Here is a 24175-nt window from a genome sequence, read left to right as displayed (position 1 = left end):
GATGGGAGACCCTACACTATTTAATAATTCAATGATTAAAGGAACCGTTGATGCGATTTTATTTCAAAATAAAGAAAATTTTTATACGGTTTTAAAAGTTGATACAATTGAGTCAAGTGAAACATTTGATTCAATGCCTACGATTGTAGGGTTTTTCCCAGAAATTGCTGAAGGTGATGTTTATACATTCAAAGGCCAAGTTGTTACACATCCGAAGTATGGTAAACAACTTAAAGCTGAAACGTTTGAAAAAGAATTACCACAAACTAAAGAGGCAATTATTAGTTATTTATCAAGTGATTTATTTAAAGGTATTGGTAAAAAAACTGCGCAAAGTATTGTTAATAAACTAGGTGAAAATGCTATAAACGATATCTTGAATGACCCGTCGGTATTAGAGCAAGTACCTGGTTTACCTAAGAAAAAGCAAAAACAAATTGCTGAACAAATTGCTAGTAATCAAGAGACGGAGCAAATTATCATACGCTTACATGATTTAGGGTTTGGACCAAAACTAGCTATGGCGATTTACCAAGCGTATTTAGGAGAAACACTTAATGTTGTTGAAAATAAACCCTACCAACTCGTATATGATGTAAAAGGAATTGGATTTAATAAAGCTGATACCTTAGCACGAAATGTTGGAATCCAGTTCAATGATACAGAAAGACTAAAAGCGGGTTTGTTATATGTACTTGAAGAGGAATGTATTAAGCAAGGACATACATATTTACCTACTCAAAATGTATTAGAAATGACTCAAGATATGCTTTCTCAAGCACCTAGTGAAATAATAGAAATGCAACAATTGAATCATGTATTACAAGAATTGGTAAATGATACCAAACTCATTCAACAAGAAAATGAAGTTGCAATTCCGAGTTTATATTATTCAGAATTAAAAAGTGTGCAGAATCTTTATCGCAATTATGCGTATACGAATAAACTCAAACAAATAGAACAGTCTGATCTTTTAATGAAGATTGGAGAAATTGAAGAGCGCAATCAAGTTAATTATGCAAATTCACAAAAAGATGCGTTACAGACTGCTATTAATTCTAAAATTATGTTACTCACAGGTGGTCCTGGTACAGGTAAAACAACTGTGATAAAAGGTATTGTAGAATTATATGCAGAAATTCATGGTCTCTCATTAAATTATGATGATTATCAAAATGATGATTATCCAGTCGTATTAGGTGCGCCTACAGGAAGAGCTTCAAAGCGTTTGGCAGAGTCGACAGGTTTAGAAGCCATGACAATTCATCGCTTAATCGGATGGAATCAGGATACACAACCGGAAGATATTTTAGATAATGAAATATCAGCAAAATTAATTATCATTGATGAGATGTCTATGGTTGATACATGGCTGTTCCACCAATTTTTAAGTGCAGTTCCAATAGATGCACAAATCATTTTAGTAGGTGATGAAGATCAATTGCCTTCTGTAGGTCCTGGTCAAGTATTTAAAGATTTAATTGATTCAAAAGTGATTCCTCGTGTTAATTTAACAGAAGTTTATAGACAACAAGATGGTTCTAGTATTATTGAATTAGCGCATCGGATGAAACTAGGTGAACCGATTGATATAACCCAACGTTTTCATGATCGAAATTTTATAAATTGTAATACAGATCAGATTCCGACAGTTGTGGAAAAAGTTGTTTCAAGCGCTGTGAATAAAGGCTATGATATGAGTGATATTCAAGTGCTTGCACCAATGTATAAAGGGTCAGCAGGCATAAAAAAACTTAATATGGTATTACAAGATATTTTAAATCCTAAGGATAAAGATACACGTGAAATAGAATTTGGTGATGTGCTTTTTAGAAAAGGTGACAAAGTCTTGCAACTTGTAAATAGGCCTAATGATAATATTTTCAACGGTGATATTGGTGTAATCGTGGGTGTTTTTTGGGCAAAAGAAAATGCGTTGAACAAAGATGTATTAGTCGTTGATTTTGAAGGTAATGAAATTACTTTTGTTCGTCAAGATATAATAGAATTAACTCATGCTTATTGTACGTCGATCCATAAATCACAAGGTTCTGAATTCCCAATAGTCATCATGCCTATGGTAAAACAATACTTTAGAATGCTACAAAAGCCCATATTATATACTGGCTTAACAAGGGCTAAACAATCCCTTGTCTTTTTAGGTGATCCGCAAGCCTTTGATATTGGTTTAAAAACGCATGGACAAGTGAGAATGACACAGTTATGCACATTTTTAAAAGCCTACTTTAATAACGATGCATCTACTGAAGAAGAAATCAGCGACACATTTGATGCTGATATCATTCTAACTGAAGACAATATTTTTAAAATTAACCCAATGATTAATATGGGAGATATTTCCCCATATGACTTCGTTGAAGATTGACATGTGACAAGAAAATAAATACAATATAATTAACTTCACATAAAGATGAGTAAATTATACTGAGCGAAAAGAGATGTACTGGTTGGTGAAAAGTACAGTCGGTATAGTTGAATGCTACTTTGTGTCAGCAAGCATAATAACTAATTAAGTGATAAGTGTATGTTAGGGAATTAAAGTCAGTCGTTTGATCTGTATGATACTTACAATTAAGATTGAATTAATTTGTTAACACTTATAACTAGGGTGGTACCGCGAAACGTTCGTCCCTTTTATGAGGATGGGCGTTTTTTATTTTCTTTTTTAATTATTTAAAGAACTAACATGAGTTGAGATGGAGGAATTTTAAGTATGAAAAACTTAAAAGCAAGTGAAATTAGACAAAATTTTATTGATTATTTCGTAGAAAAAGGCCATATGGTAGAACCTTCTGCACCATTAGTCCCTATTGACGATGATTCACTATTATGGATTAATTCTGGTGTAGCTACATTGAAAAAATATTTTGATGGTAGAGAAACACCTAGAAAACCAAGAATAGTTAATTCTCAAAAGGCAATTCGTACAAATGATATAGAAAATGTTGGCTTCACAGCACGTCATCATACATTTTTTGAAATGTTAGGTAACTTTTCAATTGGGGATTATTTTAAGCAAGAAGCTATAGAATTTGCATGGGAATTTTTAACAAGTGAAAAGTGGATGGCAATGGACCCTAAACTTTTATATGTAACAATACATCCAGAGGATAAAGAAGCGTATAGAATTTGGAATGAAGACATTGGACTTGAGGAAAGTCGTATTATTCGCATTGAAGGCAACTTCTGGGATATTGGTGAAGGTCCATCAGGTCCGAATACGGAAATTTTCTATGATCGTGGAGAAGATTTTGGACAAGATGATCCTGCAGAAGAAATGTATCCAGGGGGAGAAAATGAACGTTTCCTTGAAGTATGGAATTTAGTGTTTAGTGAGTTCAATCACAATAAAGATCACACTTATACACCACTGCCCAATAAAAATATTGATACCGGCATGGGTCTTGAAAGAATGGCATCACTTGCTCAAAATGTGCGTACAAATTATGAAACAGACTTATTTATGCCTATCATTCATGAAGTAGAAAAAGTATCAGGTAAAACATACTTGGAAAATGATAACTATGATGTGGCATTTAAAGTGATTGCCGACCATATTCGTACAATTGCATTTGCCATTGCAGATGGTGCACTACCAGCTAATGAAGGAAGAGGATATGTTTTACGTCGTTTATTACGTAGAGCAGTAAGATTCAGTCAATCATTAGATATTAATGAACCATTTATGTATCGTCTAGTTGATATTGTAGCTGACATTATGGAACCATATTATCCTAATGTTAAAGAAAAAGCAGACTTTATTAAGCGCGTCATTAAATCAGAAGAAGAACGCTTCCATGAAACATTAGAAGAAGGTCTAGCTATTCTAAATAACTTAGTTGCACAAGCGAAAACATCTACCCATGAAATCAGTGGTAAAGACGCTTTTAAATTATATGACACTTACGGCTTTCCAGTTGAGTTAACAGAAGAAATTGCGACACAAGAAAATTTATCAATAGATATGCAAACATTCGAAGAAGAAATGCAACAGCAACGAGACAGAGCAAGACAAGCAAGACAAAATTCACAATCTATGCAAGTTCAAAGTGAAGTATTGAAAAAGATTACCACAGATAGCACATTTGTTGGGTATGATGTTATGGACAAAGCCTCTGTCATCACAGATATTATCCAAAATGGTGAACTTGTAGAATCTGCAGAAGCAGGAGAGACGATTTACTTTATTTTACGTGAGACACCATTTTATGCTGTTAGTGGTGGTCAAGTGGCAGACCAAGGTACAATTAGTAATGAAAACTTTGAAATCGCAGTTACTGAAGTGACTAAAGCACCAAATGGTCAGAATTTGCACAAAGGTGAGATTCAATTTGGTACTGTTAAGAAGAATGCTGAAGTTTCAGCGAGTGTGAATCACAAAGAACGTCGTTCAATCAAGAAAAACCATAGTGCAACACATTTATTACACGCTGCATTAAAAGAAGTCCTTGGAGATCACGTTAATCAAGCAGGTTCACTTGTTGAAGCAGATCGTCTAAGATTTGACTTTTCACACTTTGGCCCAATGACACAAGAGGAAATTGACACGGTTGAGCGTCGTGTTAATGAAGAAATTTGGAACAGTATTGAAGTAGATATTCAAGAAATGCCAATTTCTGAAGCAAAACAACTAGGTGCTATGGCACTTTTCGGTGAAAAATATGGTGAAATTGTAAGAGTTGTAAATATGGCCCCATTTTCAATTGAATTATGTGGTGGTATTCACGTGAACAACACATCAGAAATCGGTTTATTTAAAATAGTAAGTGAGTCTGGTACAGGTGCTGGAGTGCGTCGAATAGAAGCATTGACTGGTAAATCAGCTTTCTTATACTTAGAAACGATTCAATCTCAATTTAACGCAGTTAAATCGCAAGTAAAAGTAAAATCAGATGACCAAGTATTAGAGAAAATCGTTCATATGCAAGACAAAGAAAAAGAGCTTACAAAACAACTTGAACAAAAGAATAAAGAAGTGACATCATTAAAAATGGGTGACATCACTAATCAAGTAGAAGAAATTAATGGATTGAAAGTCTTAGCAACGGAAGTAGAAGTTCCTAATGCTAAAGCAATACGTGAAACTATGGATGATTTTAAATCAAAATTACAAGATACTGTTATTGTACTTATTAGTAATATAGATGGTAAGGTGTCATTAGTAGCTACCGTACCAAAAGCATTAACTTATAAAGTGAAAGCAGGAGATATCATTAAAAACATGGCTCCTGTAGTAGGCGGTAAAGGTGGCGGACGCCCTGATATGGCTCAAGGCGGCGGTACTGAACCAGAGAACATAACAGAATCATTACGTTTCATTAAAGATTACATTAAATCTCTATAAGTTGATTCGATTCTAATGTAGAATATAAGTAAGAACTTTTTTTACTCGATACAAAGGAGTGTAAGAACAATGGAAAATTTTGATAAAACAATGAAATTTAATTATGATGAAATTCCAAAAGAAGATGTCAAAACAGTATTACAAAATGTCTATCATACCTTAGAAGAAAGAGGATATAATCCTGTGAACCAAATTGTTGGTTACTTATTATCAGGAGATCCTGCGTATATTCCACGCAATAACGAAGCTAGAAATCAAATTCGTCGTATTGATCGCGATGATATCATGGAAGAATTAGTTTCAAACTATTTGCAAGAGAAATCGAATTAGTTTATGTTAAAGCATAAAATTATAGGATTAGATGTAGGAAGTAAGACTGTTGGCATTGCAATAAGTGATCTGATGGGTTGGACAGCCCAAGGATTAGACACACTCCGTATAGACGAAGAGAACAATGAATTAGGTATTGAAGCATTAGTAAAAATTATAAAAAGAGATAACGTTGGTACTGTAGTTATTGGATTACCAAAAAACATGAACAATTCTATTGGATTTCGAGGCGAGGCTTCGTTACAATACAAGGAGCAACTTCAAGAAGCACTGCCATCATTAGAAATAATTATGTGGGATGAACGTCTAAGCACTATGGCTGCGGAGCGTTCATTACTTGAAGCGGATGTTTCTAGACAGAAACGAAAAAAAGTAATAGATAAAATGGCAGCAGTATTTATATTGCAAGGCTATTTAGACTCATTACAATAAAAAGGAGCTTTTAATAATGACAGAGCATAACCATGATTCTCAATTAGAAATTAACAATGAAGAGGAATTACTTACATTATATGATGAAGAAGGTAATGAAGTCTTATATCGTAAAGTATTAGAATTTTTCCACCCAGAATTCAAAAAAGAATACGTTATTCTTGCTGAAGAAGGTGCAGAATCAGATGATGACGATTTAATTGAATTGGTGCCTATGATTAATGAGCCAGATGAAAATGGTGAAGGTGGCAAATTCTTACTAGTGGAAACTGACGAAGAATGGGATATGATTGAAGAAGTCGTTAATACAGAAATGGATGATCATGACCACGATCATGACCACGAATAATTAAAAAATCGTTCTTTAAATATAAGTCACTATGAAGTAAACCATACTGGAAAAGCAGTATGGTTTTTTTCTGTAAATAAACGAATAAAAATCGAATGATTAATGATAATTATATATTTAAGAGTTAACTAACTACGGAATTTATGCTTATATTATCGGGGTGTTTATGGTAAAATATATAAAGTTAAATTCAAACACATACGATTTTGAAATTGCATTTATTAATAATGGAATAGACCATATAAATGTTATATGTAAATATATTTTTCATCTTTACTAAAATTAAACTAGCACGAGCACCAATGACTAGTGTGATTGATAGTCTGTGCGGTAACTGATTAAGTTGAAAATACAATGATAATAGATGTTAAAGCATAATTTCTAAAGAAAATATGATGGTCATACATAAAATGACGCATTCTAGCGCAAATCTATAAGTATTTTGAGTTTTTAATTGGCCATTTTTGCCGGGATGGGGCAAGGAACCTTATGTGCAAAAGGCTTCTATACTACTCCCTATTTTATTGTTAAAACTTATGTATTATATTATAACGAAGGAAGTTTTGAAAATGGATAATAATCAATCCTATTTATTAAATTTACATAAACAAACCGATGAAACGATAGAGTCTTTGAGACCATATGCAGAAGCGAATAACGTCCCTATTGTAGACAGACTTACTTTAGAAATGATTAAGCAATTGATTAGGCTGCATAAACCACAAAATATTTTAGAAATTGGTACAGCGATTGGCTATAGTGCAATGCAATTTGCATCTGTATCTAAAGATGTACATATTACGACAATTGAACGTGATTCAGATATGCAACAGCAAGCAAAAGAAAATATTAGGAAATACGATTTTTCAAATCAAGTGACATTGGTTGAGGGTGACGCGTTAGAGCAATTTCATAATGTCGAACAAGAAAGTTTCGATATGATATTTATTGATGCTGCTAAAGCACAGTCTAAGAAATTCTTTGAATTATATACACCTTTATTAAAAGAAGGTGGCGTAGTTATTACGGATAATGTACTCTATCATGGCTTTGTTTCTGATATTTCAGTTGTGCGGACTCGCAATGTGCGCCAAATGGTTAAAAAGGTGATTGAATATAACGAATGGCTTATGAATAACGAAGCTTATACGACTAACTTTTTAAATATTGATGATGGATTAGCCATTTCAATTAAAGGAGAATCTAAATGACAGAATTATTAGTGACACCCAAATCGGTTAAACATATCGAAACATTAATTGAAAAAGGTGCTGATGCCTTTGTCATTGGCGAGCAAAAATTTGGTTTGAGATTATCAGGAGAATTTGATAAAGCAGCAATGATTGAAGCAGTGGATATGATTCATCGTAATGGTAAAAAGGCATATGCTGCAGTAAATGGTATATTCCATAACTATCATTTAAGTGCAGTTGAAGCTTATATTGATTTTCTTCATGAAATAAAAGTTGATCGAATTATCTTTGGAGACCCAGCTGTTGTTATGTATGTTAAACAACACACAGATCCAATTCCTTTACATTGGGATGCAGAAGCACTGGTGACTAATTATTTTCAATGTAATTATTGGGGAGCAAAAGGAGCTGCACGTGCACAACTTGCTAGAGAATTGAGTTTGGACGAAATCCTTAATATCAAAGCCCATGCGAATGTTGAAATTGAAGTTCAAGTTCATGGTATGACTTGCATGTTCCAATCTAAGCGTATGTTGTTAGGTAATTATTACACTTTCCAAGAACGTCAAATGAAGATCTCCCGTAACGATGAAACGAATGATTTATTATTATATGACGAAGAACGTGATAATAAATACCCAGTTTATGAAGATTATAATGGAACACATATTATGTCACCAAACGATATTTGCTTAATAGAAGAATTGGAACCATTACTTGAAGCGGGTATAGATTCACTGAAAATAGACGGCATCTTACAGTCAGAAAGTTATATCAATGTTTGTACTGAACAATACAGAGAAGCAATAGATCTGTATAATGAGGACCCAGATGCATATGAAGATGAAAAATTCATGCTTGTCGATCCAATAGAAGCAATACAACCGGAACATCGCCCGTTTGACGAAGGCTTCTTATATAAACAAACAGTATACTAATGGAGGTTAACTCGTGAAAATTTTAGAAGAAATTAATGTTCAAAATAAACCTAAAATGAAAAAGCCTGAACTTCTTGCACCTGCTGGTAATTTAGAGAAACTTAAAATAGCTATACATTATGGTGCAGATGCTGTTTTTCTCGGTGGACAAGAATATGGTTTGAGATCTAATGCAGATAACTTTACAATGCCAGAAATCCAAGAGGGTGTTGCATTTGCAAAGCGTTATGGTGCTAAAATATACGTAACCACTAATATAATTGCTCATGATGAAAATATAGACGGCTTAGACACCTATTTACGCGATTTAGCATTAACAGGTGCAACTGGTATTATCGTTGCTGATCCGCTTATAATTGAAACTTGTAAAAAAGTAGCGCCAGAATTGGAAATCCACCTTTCAACACAGCAATCACTTTCTAATTACAGAGCAGTTGAGTTTTGGAAAGAAGAAGGTTTAGATAGGGTTGTTTTAGCACGTGAGACAGGTGCTATGGAAATGAAAGAGATGAAAGAAAAAGTTGATATTGAAATTGAATCTTTTATACATGGTGCAATGTGTATTGCTTATTCAGGAAGATGTACATTAAGTAATCATATGACTGCGCGTGACTCAAATCGTGGTGGGTGTTGTCAAAGTTGTCGATGGGATTATGATTTATTACATATTGAATCTGATGGGGAATTAGATTTATATTATGGTGATCATGAGGTTGCACCTTTTGCAATGAGCCCTAAAGATTTGAAATTAATAGAATCGATTCCCAATATGATGGATATTGGTGTAGATTCTTTAAAAATTGAAGGACGCATGAAATCCATACATTATATTGCGACAGTAGTCTCAATTTATAGAAAAGTTATAGACGCATATGCAAGTGATCCAGAGAACTTTAAGATTAAGCCAGAATGGTTGATTGAACTAGACAAATGCGCTAATAGAGATACTGCATCTGCATTTATAGAAGGTACACCAGGTTATGAAGAGCAAATGTTTGGTCAACAAAATAAGAAAAATTCTGCTTATGATTTCTGTGGGTTAGTGTTAGATTATGATAAAGCGACTAAAATTGCTACAGTACAACAACGCAATAAATTTGAACCTGGACAGGAAATTGAATTTTTTGGACCAGAAATTGATACTTTTCGACAAGTTGTGGAAACAATTTATGATGAAGAGGGAAATGAACTTGATGCTGCACGCCATCCGTTGCAGATAGTTCAAATTAAAGTCGATCATCCAATTTATGCGAATAACATGATGAGAAAGGAAATTGGATAATGAAAAGTACAACAATAATAGGCATTGCCGGTGGTTCAGGATCGGGGAAAACATCCGTTACAAACGAAATAATGAAAAATTTAGAAGGTCATAGTGTTGCACTATTGGCTCAAGACTATTATTATAAAGACCAATCACATTTAACTTTTGATGAACGTTTAGAAACCAATTACGATCATCCATTTGCATTTGATAATGATTTATTAATTGACAATTTGAATGACTTGAGGAATGGTAAGCAGGTTGAAGTGCCAACATATGACTACTCAAATCATACGAGAAGTAAGGAAACGATTGCATTTGAGCCAAAAGATGTTATCATCGTAGAAGGTATATTTGCACTTGAAAACAAAACATTAAGAGATTTAATGGATGTCAAAATTTATGTTGATACAGATGCTGATCTGCGCATATTAAGACGTCTGCTTCGTGATACCGAAGAAAGAGGACGTACAATGGAATCTGTTATTAATCAATATCTGAATGTAGTTCGGCCTATGCATAATCAATTCATAGAACCAACTAAGAGATACGCAGATATTATCATACCAGAAGGCGGAAGTAATAAAGTAGCTATCGATATAATGACGACGAAGATTCAAACTTTAGTTAGTAAACAATAGTATTTATAAGTAAAGGAAGATGACATAATGGAAAACCAAAAGCAATATCCAATGACGCAAGAAGGTTTTGAGAAATTAGAACATGAGCTTGAAGAATTAAAAACTGTTAAACGACCTGAAGTCGTTGAAAAAATTAAAATTGCCCGTTCTTTTGGTGACTTATCAGAGAACTCAGAGTATGATGCGGCAAAAGATGAACAAGGTTTTATTGAGCAAGATATCCAACGTGTAGAAAACATGTTACGTAATGCACTTATTATCGAAGATACAGGTAATAATAACGAAGTACAATTAGGTAAAACAGTTACGATTGTTGAATTACCTGGTGAAGAAGAAGAAGAATATCAAATTGTTGGTTCTGCAGAGTCAGACGCATTTAAAGGTAAAATTTCTAACGAATCACCTATGGCCAAAAGTTTAATTGGCAAAAAATTAGACGATGAAGTACGTGTTCCACTACCAAATGGTGGAGAAATAAATGTTAAAATCGTAAATATCAAATAAGTTTTAGTGCAAATCCCCCCACACATGTTAAATGTCTGGGGGGATTTTACACTTTGCTAAAATATTTCTATACTTGCAGACTATATTCTGATAAATTGATAACAATTATAAAATTATTTAGGCTATCTATATTGATTCTTTTCATATAAGCCGAATTCATTATTTATTATAATCTATGATAATTATTTGCTATTAAACAGAAATTTATAATAAATGATATAATAGAAATGTTGAATGTACAACTTAGTTTGTTTTTATAATAAGTTGTGATAATTAACAAAGGGGGCAACGTTTCTGGAATATAAAATCATTAATGAACAAACCATCATGATTTATTTTGATGAACAGATTGATCCTGATATTTTTAAAGAAGTACAGCGAATAGAACAGTATATTAAGGATCAAAGTAATAAAGCTATTTTAGAAATAATACCTTCGTATCGCGCAATTATGTTGACTATCGATATCACTCAAAGCGATGCGACAGAAATCATAAACAGCTTGGACTTAGGCAATGTTGATGTTGATGCAGGACTGACATCAAACTCACAATCTAAAATTTTACATATACCCGTATACTATGGTGGTGACCGTGGCCCAGACATAGAAACAGTCGCGAAACATAATCAATTAACTTCAGAAGAAGTTATTAAATTACATACTGAAAATACCTACCTAATATATATGCTGGGCTTTATGCCAGGTTTCCCATTTTTAGGAGGGTTAAATAAACAATTACATACACCCAGAAGAGAGGAACCGAGGACAAGTATTCCTGCGGGTTCTGTTGGTATTGCAAATAACCAAACAGGATTATATCCAAAATCTTCTCCAGGTGGTTGGCAAATTATCGGACAAACACCTATACAAGTGTTTGATATAAATCGAGATCCAATGTGTTTATACAACTCAGGAGATTATATTAAGTTTTATGCTATTAATGAACAAACCTTAAATCAGATTGAAGAGGAACAAAAAAGTAATCAATTTGATATTGAAAAGTGGGTGACAGTAAGTAATGAGTATTAAAATATTAACGCCCGGTTTGTTTAGTACAATCCAAGACAAAGGGCGAATTGGTTATCAAAATCAAGGGTTTTCAACAGCTGGTGCATTAGACATCTATGCGTATAGACTTGCACAAACATTAATTAATAATGAAGGACCTGCAATAGAAGTTACTATTATCGGCCCGTCCATTCAATTTTTAGCAGATAATACCTTTGTTATAACAGGTGCTCAGTTTGACGCTACTATTAATGATGAACCTATATCTCATCAAACGGTTATTAAAGCACAAAAAGGCGATATATTAAAGTTAAATTCAGCGTTACATGGTGCCAGAGGATACATAGCTTTTGGACAACCTATCAATGTACCTTTGATAGCTAATAGTTATGCCACACACACCCGTAGTCAAATTGGCGGCTATAAAGGACGAGCTTTAAAAAAAGGTGATGTATTGACTATTCAACAAAACGATCACTATTTATCTCAGATAGGTATAAGTGCGCGTATTGAAAATGAAAACGATGAACAACACACGATTCATATTATAGAAGGGCCACAAATAGAGCAGTTTTCAGAAGAAGTAAAAGCAAAATTAACATCTGAATCGTTTAAAATTTCAGAAAAATCTGACCGTATGGGATTCCGCTTACAAGGCGAAAATATTGCGCCAACCAATTCTGCAGATATCATTTCAGAACCAGTAGCACTTGGTAGTATTCAAGTGCCTAACGATGGTAATCCCATTATCTTACTGAATGATAAGCAAACTGTGGGAGGCTATACTAAAATTGCAACAGTTTGTGCAGCTGATTTATCGATACTGGCACAAAAACAGCCAGGTGAAACCATCCGATTCCAATGGATATCAGTCGAAGATGCAATCAAGACACTAAAGCAAAAAGAAAAATGTTTTTCTGAAAAAAGAAAAGAAATAATAAAAAATCCAATTTTTAAAATAAAACAACTTCGACCAACAGCGTCACGAATCAAAAATTTATTAAAAGGGGAATTATAATGAATTTTGAAAAAATAGAACAGTTAATTAAATTAGTTAAAGAGAACGACGTTAAAAAATTTAAATATAAAGACTATGAAAACGAAATCGAACTTGATTTTACTGAGAATGATGCAAATCATATTACATCAAACCAAGCAGAAAAAAATGATAGTAATAAAATAGATAATGCTAAAAATGAAGAGAATGATTCAACAAATGAGCATACATATCAACAAATTAAATCTCAAATGGTAGGCACATTTTTCTTACAAGACGAAAAAGAGTTAACAAACCCTATTATACAAGTGGGTGACGAAATTAAAAAAGGAGATACAGTCGGATATATTGAAGCGATGAAAGTGCTTAATGAAGTAACAAGCGATGTTTCAGGCGTTGTAGAAGAAATTTTAGTTGAGCACGGTTCGAGCGTAGAATACAATCAACTGATTGTTAACGTAAAATAAGTCAAATAAAGGGGTGTTTGCATTGTATCGTTGTCTGATAGCAAATAGAGGAGAAATTGCTGTACGTATTATAAGAGCGTGCAGAGAACTAAATATTGAAACTGTTGCAATCTATGCGATAGGTGATGAATCAAGTTTGCATGTAAGTTTAGCAGATCAAGCTGTTTGTATAGGTGAGGCAAATCCAATTGAAAGTTATTTAAACCAAGACAGAATTATTAGCGCAGCCAAAATAACACAAGCTAACGCGATTCATCCAGGGTACGGCTTTTTATCGGAGAGTGCATCGTTTGCCCAAAAAGTTGAAGAGAACGAGATTTATTTTATTGGTCCTACTAAGACAACTATGGAAATGATGGGGGATAAAATCACTGCTAGACAAACAGTTGATAATGTCGGTGTTCCTATTATTCCGGGTTCTACAAGTGATGTTGATTCGATAAGTGAAGTGAAATCTATTGCTCAAGATACTGGTTATCCACTTGTGTTAAAAGCAGCGAGTGGTGGTGGCGGTAAAGGTATACGTATTGTCAAAGAAGAAGCGTCACTCGAAAAAGCTTTTAAAGAAGCTAAAAGTGAGGGTAAAAAGTATTTTGATGATGACCGTATTTATGTTGAAGCTTTCATCCCTATTGCAAAACATGTGGAAGTTCAAGTTATCGGTGATGGCAAAAATAATTTTATTCACTTAGGTGAAAGAGATTGTTCTGTACAAAGGAAAAATCAAAAGTTAATTGAAGAATCACCATGCGCTGCAATTTCTGAGTCGATGCGAGAAGCAATGTGTAATGATGCTGTTAAAGTGGCGCGTGCATCTCATTATCGCAGTGCAGGCACCATTGAATATTTAGTTACGGATGATGCGTATTACTTTATAGAAATGAATGCACGCATCCAAGTTGAACACACAGTAACAGAGATGAGAGCAAACAGAGACTTATTACAAGCACAATTGTATCTCATGCAACATAATGAACTACCATTCACACAAGAAGACATTACTTTTGATGGTCATGTCATTGAGGCAAGAATCAATGCAGAAAATCCAGAGAAACAATTTCAACCTACACCAGGCACTGTAGAAGCTTTACATCTGCCACAGGGCTTTAATATACGTGTTGATAGTTTGTTATATCACGGATATAAAGTTTCACCATATTATGATTCATTAGTTGCAAAGGTGATTGTGAAGTCTTCCACTAGACAACTTGCTATTAATAAATTAAAAGTAACACTTGATGAAATGGTCATCGATGGTTTTACGACAACTGCTGATTTTCTATATGCTGTATTATCTTATCCTGAATATGCTGATGGTGATGCAAGCCAAGTAGACATTAAATTTTTAGATAGACATCAAATTTTAAAGGAGGAAGTATAAATGAAAGTAGATTTGAATTGTGATTTAGGAGAAGCGTTTGGTAACTATTCATTTGGTAGTGACAATCAAATTATTCCTTTAATAACATCAGCAAATATTGCATGTGGCTTTCATGCTGGCGATCAACATGTGATGAACGATACCATTAAACTTGCAAAAGACAACGGTATAGGTATCGGCGCACACCCAGGACTTCCTGATTTACAAGGCTTTGGCAGAAGAAATATGGATTTATCTCCTGAAGAAGTTTATGATATTGTTGTTTATCAATTAGGTGCATTGAATGGTTTTTGTAGAATTCATGACGTTAAGATTAATCATGTTAAACCGCATGGTGCACTTTATCAAATGGGAGCAAGAGATAAAGTTATTGCGCATGCTATTGCAAAAGCAGTTTATGACTTTGATCCGACTTTAATCTATGTGGGACTTTATAATACTTTATTAATTTCAGAAGCACAGGCTTTAAGATTGTCCACAGCTTCTGAGGTTTTTGCCGACAGACGTTATGAAGACGATGGACAGTTAGTAAGCAGAAAAGAAGCTGATGCATTGATTACCAATACAGATGAAGCGATTAAACAAGTGATAAATATGGTTAAATTTCAAAAAGTAATTACAAAAAATGACAATACAATAGATATTAAAGCAGATACTATTTGTGTGCACGGCGATGGGGCACATGCAATTGAATTTGTAACACAAATTAGAGAACAATTAACGAAAGAAGGCATTTCAATTACAAGGCTAGGGGGGTAAGCAATGGGAGAAAAATTAAGGTCAGACGAGAAAGATTTCCAGTTTACTAAAAATCACAAAAGGTTATTATTAGGTTCTGTGTTTTTAATGGCAACATCCGCGATAGGACCAGCATTTTTAACACAAACTGCTGTATTTACAGAACAATTTGCATCTAGTTTTGCATTTGCAATTTTACTATCTATATTAATTGATATTGGTGCACAGATTAATATTTGGCGTGTACTCGTTGTTACAGGTAAACGTGGACAAGAAGTAGCTAATGAAATTTTTAATGGACTGGGTACATTTATATCAATCCTCATTGCAATTGGTGGTCTAGCTTTTAATATTGGTAACATAGCCGGTGCTGGATTAGGTTTGAATGCGATATTTGGGTTAGATGTTAAAATAGGTGCAGCAATTACTGCCGTTCTTTCAATTGCAATATTTATTAGTAAAAGTGGACAAAAGATAATGGACATCGTAACAATGTTTTTAGGTGTATTGATGATTATCGTTGTCGCTTTTGTTATGTTTAAAGCCAATCCACCCTATGCTGAGGCTGCAAAACATTTAGTGATGCCAGAGCAACCACTAGCGCTTGTTTTACCAATTATCACATTAGTTGGTGGTACGGTTGGCGGATACATTACTTTTGCTGGCGCACATAGAATATTAGATTCTGGAATTAAAGGTAAAGATTATTTACCATTTGTAAATAAGGCTGCGATTTCAGGTATATTAACAACTGGTGTACTAAGAACATTATTATTCTTAGCTGTATTAGGTGTAGTAGTAACGGGCGTTACATTGAATGCTGATAATCCACCTGCTTCTGTATTTGAACATGTGTTAGGACCTATAGGACGAAATATTTTCGGTATTGTACTATTTGCGGCTGCAATGTCTTCAGTTATTGGCTCTGCATATACAAGTGCAACATTCTTAAAAACATTACATAAATCTGTTTATAATAAAACGAATATTATTGTAATTAGTTTCATTGTAGTGTCAACGTTAGTATTTTTATTCTTAGGCAAACCTGTCACGTTACTTATTGTAGCAGGTGCACTAAATGGTTTGATTTTACCTATTACATTAGGTACGATATTAATTGCTAGTAAACGTAAATCAATCGTAGGAGATTACAAACACCCGACATGGATGCTTTGGTTCGGGATTGTTGCAGTAGTCGTAACGATTGTAACTGGTATCTTCTCGCTTCAAGGTTTAACTGAATTATTTGGTAGCTAAATGAAAATAGATAATACCCTGACTTATGGTTACAATACAATAAGTTCAGGGTATTTTTCATGTTAAGTTTTTAAAATAAACGAATTTATGATAGTTAATATAATTAAAAAGTTTAAATAATTTCAATAATTATTATTTTATGCAAAAACATTGAACTATTATCGAGCTATGTGTTCAAATATGGTAGAATAACAAAGGCTAGGATTTTAAGATGAGGTGAAATATAATGATAGGTATTATAGGTGCTATGGAAGAAGAAGTAGCTATCTTAAAAGATAAAATTGTTAACTTAGAAATAATTAATGTTGCTCATGTTGTTTTTTATAAAGGGCGTTTACATGATAAAGAAGTTATCTTGACTCAAAGTGCTATTGGAAAAGTAAATGTTGCAATTTCTACTACTTTATTAATAAATCGTTTTCACCCAGATTTAATTATTAATACAGGTTCGGCGGGTGCATTAGACAAATCACTTGGTGTCGGAGATATTGTAGTAAGTGACATGGTAGCTTATCACGATGCAGATGCAAGAGCATTTGGTTATCAATTGGGTCAAATTCCTCAAATGCCTGCACAATTTGTTGCGGATAGCCATTTAATTGAATTAGCAAAAGAAGCAATAAATGATCAAAAATGGGTTGCTAAATCTGGTTTAATTGTAAGTGGAGATAGTTTTATTGGCACTGCAGAACAACGCGCAGATATCAAAACAAACTTTCCACAAGCCATGGCAGCAGAAATGGAAGCAACAGCGATTGCCCAGACATGTTATCAGTTTAACCTACCATTCATAATTACACGTGCTATTTCTGATTTAGCAGATGGTGATGCAGGTATAACATTCGAAGCATTCTTAGAAAAAGCAGCAATTGCTTCAAGTCAAATTGTTGATCGTTTAATTAAAACTATATAAAAAGGTGAAATAAAACATGGGTATGATAAAGCACTATTTTATGCCAAACGAATATGTACAATCTATTTTTCAAATTGATATAGAACAACTCGCAAATTCAGGCGTAAAAGGTATAATTACAGATTTAGATAACACACTTGTAGGATGGGATGTAGCTGATCCAACAGAAGCAGTAAAAGAATGGTTCGATAGAGCAAAAGAACTCGGCATAACTGTAACAATTGTTTCAAATAACAACGAACAACGCGTAGGCAATTTTTCAAAATCATTAAATGTGGACTATATATTTAAAGCAAAAAAACCCAGAGGTCGCGCCTTTAATCAAGCATCTAAATTAATGAATTTGAATCCAGAAGAAATAGTTGTCATTGGAGACCAAATGCTAACAGATGTGTTTGGCGGAAATAGACGCGGATTATTCACAATTATGGTTGTCCCAGTGAAAAAAACAGATGGATTTATAACGAAGTTTAATCGCATGATTGAACGTAGATTACTACAGCATTTTAGAGAAAAAGGTTATATTAAATGGGAGGAAAATTGATTGGCAGAAACTGAGATATTAAAATGTATCGGTTGTGGCGCACCCTTACAATCTGAAGATTCAGATGCGCCTGGATATGTTCCAGAAAGTAGTCTTTATAAAGAAGACGTTATTTGTAAAAGATGTTTTAGGTTAAAAAATTACAACGAAGTGCAAGATGTAGGCTTGGATAGTGAAGATTTTTTAAATTTACTTAATGGCTTAGCAGACAAAAAAGGTATTGTTGTAAATGTTGTGGATGTTTTTGACTTTGAAGGATCTTTTATTAATGCAATCAAACGCATTGTTGGAAATAAACAAATCATTTTAGTAGGTAATAAACTAGACTTATTACCGAAACAAATTAATAAACGCCGTGTAAAAGAATGGTTGAAGAAAACAGCGAGAAAATACGGCTTAGATGCAGAAGATGTCATTTTAATTTCTGCTGAAAAAAATGAGGGTATCGAAGATTTATTGAATGCTATTAATACTTTGAGAAATAATGACGATGTCTATATTGTAGGGACTACAAATGTAGGTAAATCTACACTGATTAATAAATTGATAGAGCGCAGTGTGGGTGAAAAGAATGTAGTTACCACTTCTCGATTCCCTGGTACAACTTTAGATATGATTGATATACCACTTGATGACACTTCGTTCATGTATGATACACCTGGTGTGATTCAAGAACATCAAATGACGCATTACGTAACGGAAAAAGAATTAAAAACAATCATGCCTAAAAAAGAGGTTAAACAACGTGTATATCAATTAAATGAAGGACAAACATTATTTTTCGGTGGTTTAGCACGTATTGATTATATAAGTGGTGGTAAACGACCATTAGTATGTTATTTTTCAAATGATCTTAATATCCATAGAACTAAAACGGAAAATGCAAATAAATTGTGGCGTAATCAATTAGGGGATGTATTGTCGCCCCCTAATAACCCAGATCATTTTGATTTGCAAAATGTTAAAGCCGTACGCCTAGAAACAGGTAAAGAAAAGCGTGATGTTATGATTTCTGGATTAGGTTTTATTACCATTGATGAAGGTGCTAAAATCATTGTTCGTGTACCTAAAAATGTCGATGTCGTATTACGAAATTCTATAATGTAAGGCGGGTTTAATGTGAAGTACGCAGTGATAGGCAATCCTATTGATCACTCTTTATCACCAGTTATGCATAATGCAAATTTTGCAGCTTTAAATGATTTATCATCTTATGAAGCGATTAATATTAGAAACGAAGACTTTCATCGTATCAAAGAGATAATTAATGACAAAGCACTTTCTGGATTTAACGTTACAATACCACATAAAGAGCGTATTATACCCTATCTGGATGAAATCGATGAACAATCAAAAACAGTTGGAGCAGTTAATACGGTGAAAATTGTGGACGGTAAATGGATTGGTTACAATACGGATGGTATTGGCTATGTAACAGGTTTAAGACAAGTATATCCAGATTTAGAAGATGCATATATATTAATTTTAGGCGCTGGTGGTGCGAGTAAAGGGCTCGCTAATGAACTAAAAAAATTCGTTAGACCCAAACTTACAGTAGCCAATAGATCTATGGATCGATTTGAAAGTTGGCAATTAGAAGTGAATAAAATTAGTTTACAAGAAGCTGAAGCAGCATTATCAGAATTTGATATTATTATCAATACAACGCCAGCAGGTATGAATCAAAATAAAGAGGTTATTATTAACCTTGATAATTTGGATAGTCACACGTTAGTGAGTGATATCGTTTATGTACCATTTAAGACACCTATTTTAGAAATTGCAGAAGCTAAAGGAAATCCTATTCATAATGGATTAGATATGTTCGTATACCAAGGTGCTGAAAGTTATAGAATTTGGACAGGTGAATTACCACAAATTCAAATAATGAAAGACACTGTTTTAAAATATTTATAAAAGGAGATTGAATTATGTTAACAGGTAAACAAAAAAGATTTTTACGAAGTAAAGCTCATAACGTAGATCCAACTTTTCAAATAGGGAAAGCTGGTATTAATGACAATATGGTAGCGCAAATACAAGATATTCTAGAAAATAGAGAGTTAATTAAAATACATGTATTGCAAAACAACTTTGAAGATAAAAATGACTTAGCACAATCATTAAGTGATGCAACACGTAGTGATATTGTACAAGTAATCGGGTCGATGATTGTACTTTACAAAGAATCACAAGATAATAAACAAATTCAGTTACCATAATGGCTAAATCGATTGTCTTATATGGTGGGCAATTTAACCCGATTCATATCGCCCACATGGTCGTAGCTAGTGAAGTTAACGCATTTATAAAACCGGACGTATTTTATTTTATACCTAGTTTTATATCTCCGCTAAAAGAACATACAGATTATTTGGAAGGTCGATATAGAGTTGATATGATTCAATCTGTTATAGATGATCTGGGTTTTGGTCGTATCTGTTTAAATGAAATAGAAAGACGAGGACAAAGTTATACCTATGATACAGTGATGTATATTTTAGATAAGCATCCTGATGCAAAACTTTATCTTGTGATAGGGACAGACCAATATAATCAACTGCATAAGTGGTATAAGATTAATGAATTAAAATCGTACATTACTTTTGTAATCGTCAATAGAGATAAAACGACACAAGAAGTCGAATCAGATATGCTATCGATAACAATTCCACGTATTGATATAAGCTCAACATTAATTAGAAAAAGAGTGAAGAATAAAGAGAATATTCAAGCACTCGTTTCTCCAAGTGTTGAACAATATATCCGAGAGGAAGGATTATATGAAAGTTAATGAAGCAATAGAAATTGTCAAAGAGAAATTGCCTGAAAAGCGGTTTAACCATTCATTAAGAGTGGCTGAAACTGCGGTTAAATTAGCAGATATTTATGATGGTGATAAAGATAAAGCAGAACTTGCGGGTGTATTACACGATTATTCTAAATATGATGATTTAGGAACGATGTATCAAGTTGTTACGCAACATGATTTAGATAGCAATTTATTAAGTTATGGTTCGGAAATTTTACACGGACCTGTTTGTGCGGTTATTATGAAAGAGAAGTATGGTATCGATGATGAAGAAGTATTATTAGCGATAAAAAACCATACGACAGGTCGTGCTCAAATGACAAAAACAGAGAAACTTGTCTTTATTGCAGACTATATAGAACCTGGGCGTCAAACCCCAGGCGTTGAAGAAATTAGAGATTTAGCATACAATAAAGGTAGCTTAGATAAAACAATATATGAAATATCTAAGCGTACCGTTTTATATTTAATTAATAAAGATATTAATGTCTATGACGCGACGATTGCATGCTTGAATTATTACAATTACAGTGACGAAAGAGTAAAGGATGATTAAATGAAATCAGATCAATTATTAAAATTAGCTGTGGAAGCAACTGAGAATAAAAAAGCAGAAGATATTATTTCTTTAAATATGCAAGGTATTAGTGATATGACAGACTATTTTGTGGTTTGCCACGGAAATAATGAAAAACAAGTTCAGTCTATCGCACGTGCAGTCAAAGATGCAGCTAATGAAGCGGAAATTGAAGTTAAACGAATGGAAGGCTTTAATGATGCGAGATGGATCCTTATTGATTTGGCAAATGTAGTCGTACACGTATTCCATAAAGATGAAAGAGATTATTATAATATTGAAAAACTATATAGAGATGCACCTCTTGAATCATACAGACAGGCTGTTTATTAAAAATGGCACAATATGAAGAAATGAGCTTGTTTTATGATCAGCTAACCTTAGATCAACCGTATGAAGATTGGCTAAGCATTGTTAATCATTTTGCAGGTAAAAAGCATTCTATTTTAGATATTGGTTGTGGAACCGGTAGTTTAACATCGCTGTTCACTGAATTTGAGCAAGTGACAGGAATGGATCTTAGTGTTGATATGTTAGCCATAGCTGCTCAAAAATCTAATGTTGTTAATTGGATTGAAGCAGATATGACTGATTTTGAGCTTGAACAACATTTTGATGTCATTACAATATTTTGTGATTCTTTGAATTATTTACCTGAAAGAGAAAATGTTTCAGATACATTTAAAAATGTTTATCGACATTTATCTCAAGATGGTGTTTTTATGTTTGATGTTCACACAGCTTATAAAATGAATACATTGTTTAATAATCAAAGTTATATTGACGAATCCGAAGATGTTTTCTTAGGGTGGGAAGCTGTCCAAGGCGAAGAACCTCTGAGTGTTTGGCACGATATGTCGTTTTTTATTAAACAAGATAGTACGCATTATACTAGGTTTGATGAATCACATTATCAGCAAACTTATACTGAAAATGAATATACAGCGATGTTAAAAGAAGTAGGTTTTAACCATATACAGACTTTTGTTGACTTTGACATAAACAATCACACTGAAAATGGTTATAGATTATTTTTCATAGCTAAAAAATAAAAGTAAAATCACTCCCTTATACGTGTTAAGTATAAAGGAGTGATTTTTTGCAATTAGACTGGTCAAAATGGAAAGTAATTTTTGAGAAAAATAAATTAGTAATCATAGTTGGATGCGCGTTAGTACTATTGCTTGCTATTTGTTGTTATAAATTTTTAAATGTCAGCAATACAGATGACAACAGCAATGCAAACTTAAGTACAAATGATGATTCCACATTAATTAATGAACAAAATACCAATAGTAAAACAATTGCTACTAATAATGATAATGCAAAATCAGTAAAAAATGATAAAAAGGGTAGCTTTATTTTTGTTGATATTAAAGGTGCTGTACAGCATCCTGATATTTATAAGATGAAAGATACGGATAGGGTTAAGCAATTAGTGGACAAAGCAATTTTATTAAAAGATGCTGATCTTTCAAGTGTGAATTTAGCTGAAAAATTACAAGATCAGAAAGTCATTTATATTCCGAAAATTGGTGACAAAGATCAAAAAGACATTAATATGAATCATTTTGCTTTAAAGAATAACCACACAGAAGATAGTAAAAAAGGTAATAGTACAATAAACTCAGAACAAATAAATATTAATGATGCAACAGAATCTCAGTTATTAACGATAAATGGGATTGGACCGACTAAAGCTAAGGCTATTATAGAATATAGACAACAACATGGCCCTTTTGAGTCTGTAGAGCAATTAAAAGACGTAAAAGGTATTGGAGCTAAGACTTTAGAAAAAATCGGTTCAAAGCTGACTATATAACTTTTAGTTGCATTATGGTTCAATTCAAATTAATCTATAATTAATCAAAAAATATAATACATATATGGAGGTAAATCATCATGGATCGTATCAAATGGGAAGAATACTTTATGGCTCAAAGTCATCTTTTGGCTTTGCGTTCTACGTGTGAACGTTTGTCAGTTGGTGCTACTATAGTGAAAGATAATAGAATCATTGCAGGGGGCTATAACGGTTCGGTTTCAGGTGAAGTTCATTGTATTGATGAAGGGTGTTTATTAGAGGATGGCCATTGTATCAGAACAATACACGCTGAGATGAACGCTTTACTTCAATGTGCTAAACAAGGTGTTTCTACAGATGGCGCTACAATCTATGTTACTCATTTCCCTTGTTTGAACTGTACAAAATCAATCATACAATCTGGTATTGATACAATATATTATGCCGAAGATTATCATAACCATACATATGCATTGGAGTTATTGAAACAAGCAGGTATTGAGTATAAAAAAATTTCATTTGATCAAGAGCATGTAGCACAATACTTATTAAATAAATAGCCACGGTTTATTATGGCATAGCATATTTAGTTGGCATTCTTTGGCTACATCTCAAATTTCTTTCAATACTTCTTTTTATATTCCTTATATTTTTACTTAAA

The 24175-nt window shown here is 33.3% G+C and carries 27 protein-coding genes; all 27 read left to right on the top strand.

Annotation, left to right across the window (positions count from 1 at the left end; all coding sequences use genetic code 11):
- Position 1 precedes the first annotated feature (1 nt).
- Positions 2-2386: an SF1B family DNA helicase RecD2 gene (gene recD2, locus KA893_RS01265; RefSeq protein WP_041080574.1), complete on the top strand. Its 2385-nt coding sequence runs from the start codon at positions 2-4 to the stop codon at positions 2384-2386.
- A gap of 348 nt (positions 2387-2734) precedes the next feature.
- Positions 2735-5365 (top strand): alanine--tRNA ligase, encoded by a 2631-nt coding sequence (gene alaS, locus KA893_RS01260; RefSeq protein WP_069822033.1) that lies wholly within the window; start codon positions 2735-2737, stop codon positions 5363-5365.
- Positions 5366-5434: 69 nt separating this feature from the next.
- Positions 5435-5695 (top strand): IreB family regulatory phosphoprotein, encoded by a 261-nt coding sequence (locus tag KA893_RS01255; protein ID WP_002483121.1) that lies wholly within the window; start codon positions 5435-5437, stop codon positions 5693-5695.
- Between the two features lie 3 nt (positions 5696-5698).
- Positions 5699-6127 carry a Holliday junction resolvase RuvX gene (gene ruvX / locus KA893_RS01250; RefSeq protein ID WP_011302969.1) on the top strand — a complete coding sequence of 143 codons (429 nt, stop codon included), beginning with the start codon at positions 5699-5701 and terminating at the stop codon, positions 6125-6127.
- Between the two features lie 16 nt (positions 6128-6143).
- On the top strand, positions 6144-6476 hold the full coding sequence (locus KA893_RS01245; RefSeq protein WP_194375716.1) for a DUF1292 domain-containing protein: 333 nt from the start codon (positions 6144-6146) through the stop codon (positions 6474-6476).
- Between the two features lie 569 nt (positions 6477-7045).
- Entirely contained in the window at positions 7046-7687 is a 642-nt protein-coding gene (locus KA893_RS01240) for an O-methyltransferase (RefSeq protein WP_002483124.1), read from the top strand.
- The gene (locus KA893_RS01235; protein ID WP_002483125.1) at positions 7684-8607 is read left to right on the top strand and encodes a peptidase U32 family protein; all 924 of its coding nucleotides are present in this window, start codon (positions 7684-7686) and stop codon (positions 8605-8607) included. Before KA893_RS01240 ends, KA893_RS01235 begins: the two co-directional genes overlap by 4 nt.
- Before the next feature lie 13 nt (positions 8608-8620).
- The gene (locus KA893_RS01230; RefSeq protein ID WP_373688265.1) at positions 8621-9889 is read left to right on the top strand and encodes a peptidase U32 family protein; all 1269 of its coding nucleotides are present in this window, start codon (positions 8621-8623) and stop codon (positions 9887-9889) included.
- A complete protein-coding gene (gene udk / locus KA893_RS01225; protein ID WP_011302972.1) occupies positions 9889-10512 on the top strand; it encodes a uridine kinase in 624 nt (207 codons plus the stop codon). The genes KA893_RS01230 and udk overlap by 1 nt, the downstream gene beginning before the upstream one ends.
- Positions 10513-10539: 27 nt before the next feature.
- A complete protein-coding gene (gene greA, locus KA893_RS01220; RefSeq protein WP_002483128.1) occupies positions 10540-11016 on the top strand; it encodes a transcription elongation factor GreA in 477 nt (158 codons plus the stop codon).
- 294 nt (positions 11017-11310) lie between these two features.
- Entirely contained in the window at positions 11311-12045 is a 735-nt protein-coding gene (gene pxpB, locus KA893_RS01215) for a 5-oxoprolinase subunit PxpB (protein WP_194375755.1), read from the top strand.
- Complete coding sequence (locus KA893_RS01210) at positions 12035-13042, top strand: 5-oxoprolinase subunit C family protein (protein WP_069822030.1); 1008 nt, start codon at positions 12035-12037, stop codon at positions 13040-13042. Before pxpB ends, KA893_RS01210 begins: the two co-directional genes overlap by 11 nt.
- Complete coding sequence (locus KA893_RS01205; protein WP_041080579.1) at positions 13042-13488, top strand: acetyl-CoA carboxylase biotin carboxyl carrier protein; 447 nt, start codon at positions 13042-13044, stop codon at positions 13486-13488. The genes KA893_RS01210 and KA893_RS01205 overlap by 1 nt, the downstream gene beginning before the upstream one ends.
- Before the next feature lie 22 nt (positions 13489-13510).
- Positions 13511-14869 carry an acetyl-CoA carboxylase biotin carboxylase subunit gene (locus KA893_RS01200; RefSeq protein WP_041080580.1) on the top strand — a complete coding sequence of 453 codons (1359 nt, stop codon included), beginning with the start codon at positions 13511-13513 and terminating at the stop codon, positions 14867-14869.
- Entirely contained in the window at positions 14870-15628 is a 759-nt protein-coding gene (gene pxpA, locus KA893_RS01195) for a 5-oxoprolinase subunit PxpA (protein ID WP_194375714.1), read from the top strand.
- Between the two features lie 3 nt (positions 15629-15631).
- A complete protein-coding gene (locus tag KA893_RS01190) occupies positions 15632-16864 on the top strand; it encodes an NRAMP family divalent metal transporter (protein ID WP_194375713.1) in 1233 nt (410 codons plus the stop codon).
- A gap of 226 nt (positions 16865-17090) precedes the next feature.
- Positions 17091-17777, top strand: a complete 687-nt coding sequence (gene mtnN, locus KA893_RS01185) for a 5'-methylthioadenosine/S-adenosylhomocysteine nucleosidase (protein ID WP_194375712.1) — start codon at positions 17091-17093, stop codon at positions 17775-17777.
- A gap of 16 nt (positions 17778-17793) precedes the next feature.
- Positions 17794-18321 carry a YqeG family HAD IIIA-type phosphatase gene (locus KA893_RS01180; protein WP_194375711.1) on the top strand — a complete coding sequence of 176 codons (528 nt, stop codon included), beginning with the start codon at positions 17794-17796 and terminating at the stop codon, positions 18319-18321.
- Positions 18322-19428 (top strand): ribosome biogenesis GTPase YqeH, encoded by a 1107-nt coding sequence (gene yqeH / locus KA893_RS01175; RefSeq protein ID WP_041080584.1) that lies wholly within the window; start codon positions 18322-18324, stop codon positions 19426-19428.
- Positions 19429-19440: 12 nt separating this feature from the next.
- Positions 19441-20238 (top strand): shikimate dehydrogenase, encoded by a 798-nt coding sequence (aroE, locus tag KA893_RS01170; protein WP_011302983.1) that lies wholly within the window; start codon positions 19441-19443, stop codon positions 20236-20238.
- Between the two features lie 14 nt (positions 20239-20252).
- Entirely contained in the window at positions 20253-20543 is a 291-nt protein-coding gene (yhbY, locus tag KA893_RS01165) for a ribosome assembly RNA-binding protein YhbY (RefSeq protein ID WP_002483139.1), read from the top strand.
- Positions 20543-21115, top strand: a complete 573-nt coding sequence (nadD, locus tag KA893_RS01160; protein ID WP_041080586.1) for a nicotinate (nicotinamide) nucleotide adenylyltransferase — start codon at positions 20543-20545, stop codon at positions 21113-21115. Before yhbY ends, nadD begins: the two co-directional genes overlap by 1 nt.
- Positions 21105-21689 carry a bis(5'-nucleosyl)-tetraphosphatase (symmetrical) YqeK gene (gene yqeK / locus KA893_RS01155; RefSeq protein ID WP_041080588.1) on the top strand — a complete coding sequence of 195 codons (585 nt, stop codon included), beginning with the start codon at positions 21105-21107 and terminating at the stop codon, positions 21687-21689. The genes nadD and yqeK overlap by 11 nt, the downstream gene beginning before the upstream one ends.
- Positions 21690-22043, top strand: coding sequence for a ribosome silencing factor (rsfS, locus tag KA893_RS01150; protein ID WP_011302986.1), 354 nt, complete (start codon positions 21690-21692; stop codon positions 22041-22043).
- Positions 22044-22045: 2 nt separating this feature from the next.
- A complete protein-coding gene (locus KA893_RS01145) occupies positions 22046-22762 on the top strand; it encodes a class I SAM-dependent DNA methyltransferase (protein ID WP_002483143.1) in 717 nt (238 codons plus the stop codon).
- A 47-nt stretch (positions 22763-22809) separates the two neighbouring features.
- A complete protein-coding gene (locus tag KA893_RS01140; protein WP_037538367.1) occupies positions 22810-23532 on the top strand; it encodes a helix-hairpin-helix domain-containing protein in 723 nt (240 codons plus the stop codon).
- A gap of 80 nt (positions 23533-23612) precedes the next feature.
- On the top strand, positions 23613-24074 hold the full coding sequence (locus KA893_RS01135; RefSeq protein WP_002483145.1) for a ComE operon protein 2: 462 nt from the start codon (positions 23613-23615) through the stop codon (positions 24072-24074).
- Positions 24075-24175: the final 101 nt, after the last annotated feature.

Origin of the sequence: Staphylococcus sp. GDY8P126P (genome assembly GCF_017891965.1) — a bacterium.
Taxonomy (GTDB): domain Bacteria; phylum Bacillota; class Bacilli; order Staphylococcales; family Staphylococcaceae; genus Staphylococcus; species Staphylococcus saprophyticus.
Note: the sequence above shows the minus strand (reverse complement) of the source record. Positions and strands in the feature narration are given on the sequence as shown.

Bases quoted from the DNA above. Each gene is read 5' to 3' on its own strand.
- recD2 (WP_041080574.1), top strand. From the start codon at position 2: ATGGGAGACCCTACACTATTTAATAATTCAATGATTAAAGGAACCGTT.
- alaS (WP_069822033.1), top strand. From the start codon at position 2,735: ATGAAAAACTTAAAAGCAAGTGAAATTAGACAAAATTTTATTGATTAT.
- KA893_RS01255 (WP_002483121.1), top strand. From the start codon at position 5,435: ATGGAAAATTTTGATAAAACAATGAAATTTAATTATGATGAAATTCCA.
- ruvX (WP_011302969.1), top strand. From the start codon at position 5,699: ATGTTAAAGCATAAAATTATAGGATTAGATGTAGGAAGTAAGACTGTT.
- KA893_RS01245 (WP_194375716.1), top strand. From the start codon at position 6,144: ATGACAGAGCATAACCATGATTCTCAATTAGAAATTAACAATGAAGAG.
- KA893_RS01240 (WP_002483124.1), top strand. From the start codon at position 7,046: ATGGATAATAATCAATCCTATTTATTAAATTTACATAAACAAACCGAT.
- KA893_RS01235 (WP_002483125.1), top strand. From the start codon at position 7,684: ATGACAGAATTATTAGTGACACCCAAATCGGTTAAACATATCGAAACA.
- udk (WP_011302972.1), top strand. From the start codon at position 9,889: ATGAAAAGTACAACAATAATAGGCATTGCCGGTGGTTCAGGATCGGGG.
- greA (WP_002483128.1), top strand. From the start codon at position 10,540: ATGGAAAACCAAAAGCAATATCCAATGACGCAAGAAGGTTTTGAGAAA.
- KA893_RS01210 (WP_069822030.1), top strand. From the start codon at position 12,035: ATGAGTATTAAAATATTAACGCCCGGTTTGTTTAGTACAATCCAAGAC.
- KA893_RS01205 (WP_041080579.1), top strand. From the start codon at position 13,042: ATGAATTTTGAAAAAATAGAACAGTTAATTAAATTAGTTAAAGAGAAC.
- pxpA (WP_194375714.1), top strand. From the start codon at position 14,870: ATGAAAGTAGATTTGAATTGTGATTTAGGAGAAGCGTTTGGTAACTAT.
- KA893_RS01190 (WP_194375713.1), top strand. From the start codon at position 15,632: ATGGGAGAAAAATTAAGGTCAGACGAGAAAGATTTCCAGTTTACTAAA.
- mtnN (WP_194375712.1), top strand. From the start codon at position 17,091: ATGATAGGTATTATAGGTGCTATGGAAGAAGAAGTAGCTATCTTAAAA.
- KA893_RS01180 (WP_194375711.1), top strand. From the start codon at position 17,794: ATGGGTATGATAAAGCACTATTTTATGCCAAACGAATATGTACAATCT.
- yhbY (WP_002483139.1), top strand. From the start codon at position 20,253: ATGTTAACAGGTAAACAAAAAAGATTTTTACGAAGTAAAGCTCATAAC.
- nadD (WP_041080586.1), top strand. From the start codon at position 20,543: ATGGCTAAATCGATTGTCTTATATGGTGGGCAATTTAACCCGATTCAT.
- yqeK (WP_041080588.1), top strand. From the start codon at position 21,105: ATGAAAGTTAATGAAGCAATAGAAATTGTCAAAGAGAAATTGCCTGAA.
- rsfS (WP_011302986.1), top strand. From the start codon at position 21,690: ATGAAATCAGATCAATTATTAAAATTAGCTGTGGAAGCAACTGAGAAT.
- KA893_RS01145 (WP_002483143.1), top strand. From the start codon at position 22,046: ATGGCACAATATGAAGAAATGAGCTTGTTTTATGATCAGCTAACCTTA.
- KA893_RS01135 (WP_002483145.1), top strand. From the start codon at position 23,613: ATGGATCGTATCAAATGGGAAGAATACTTTATGGCTCAAAGTCATCTT.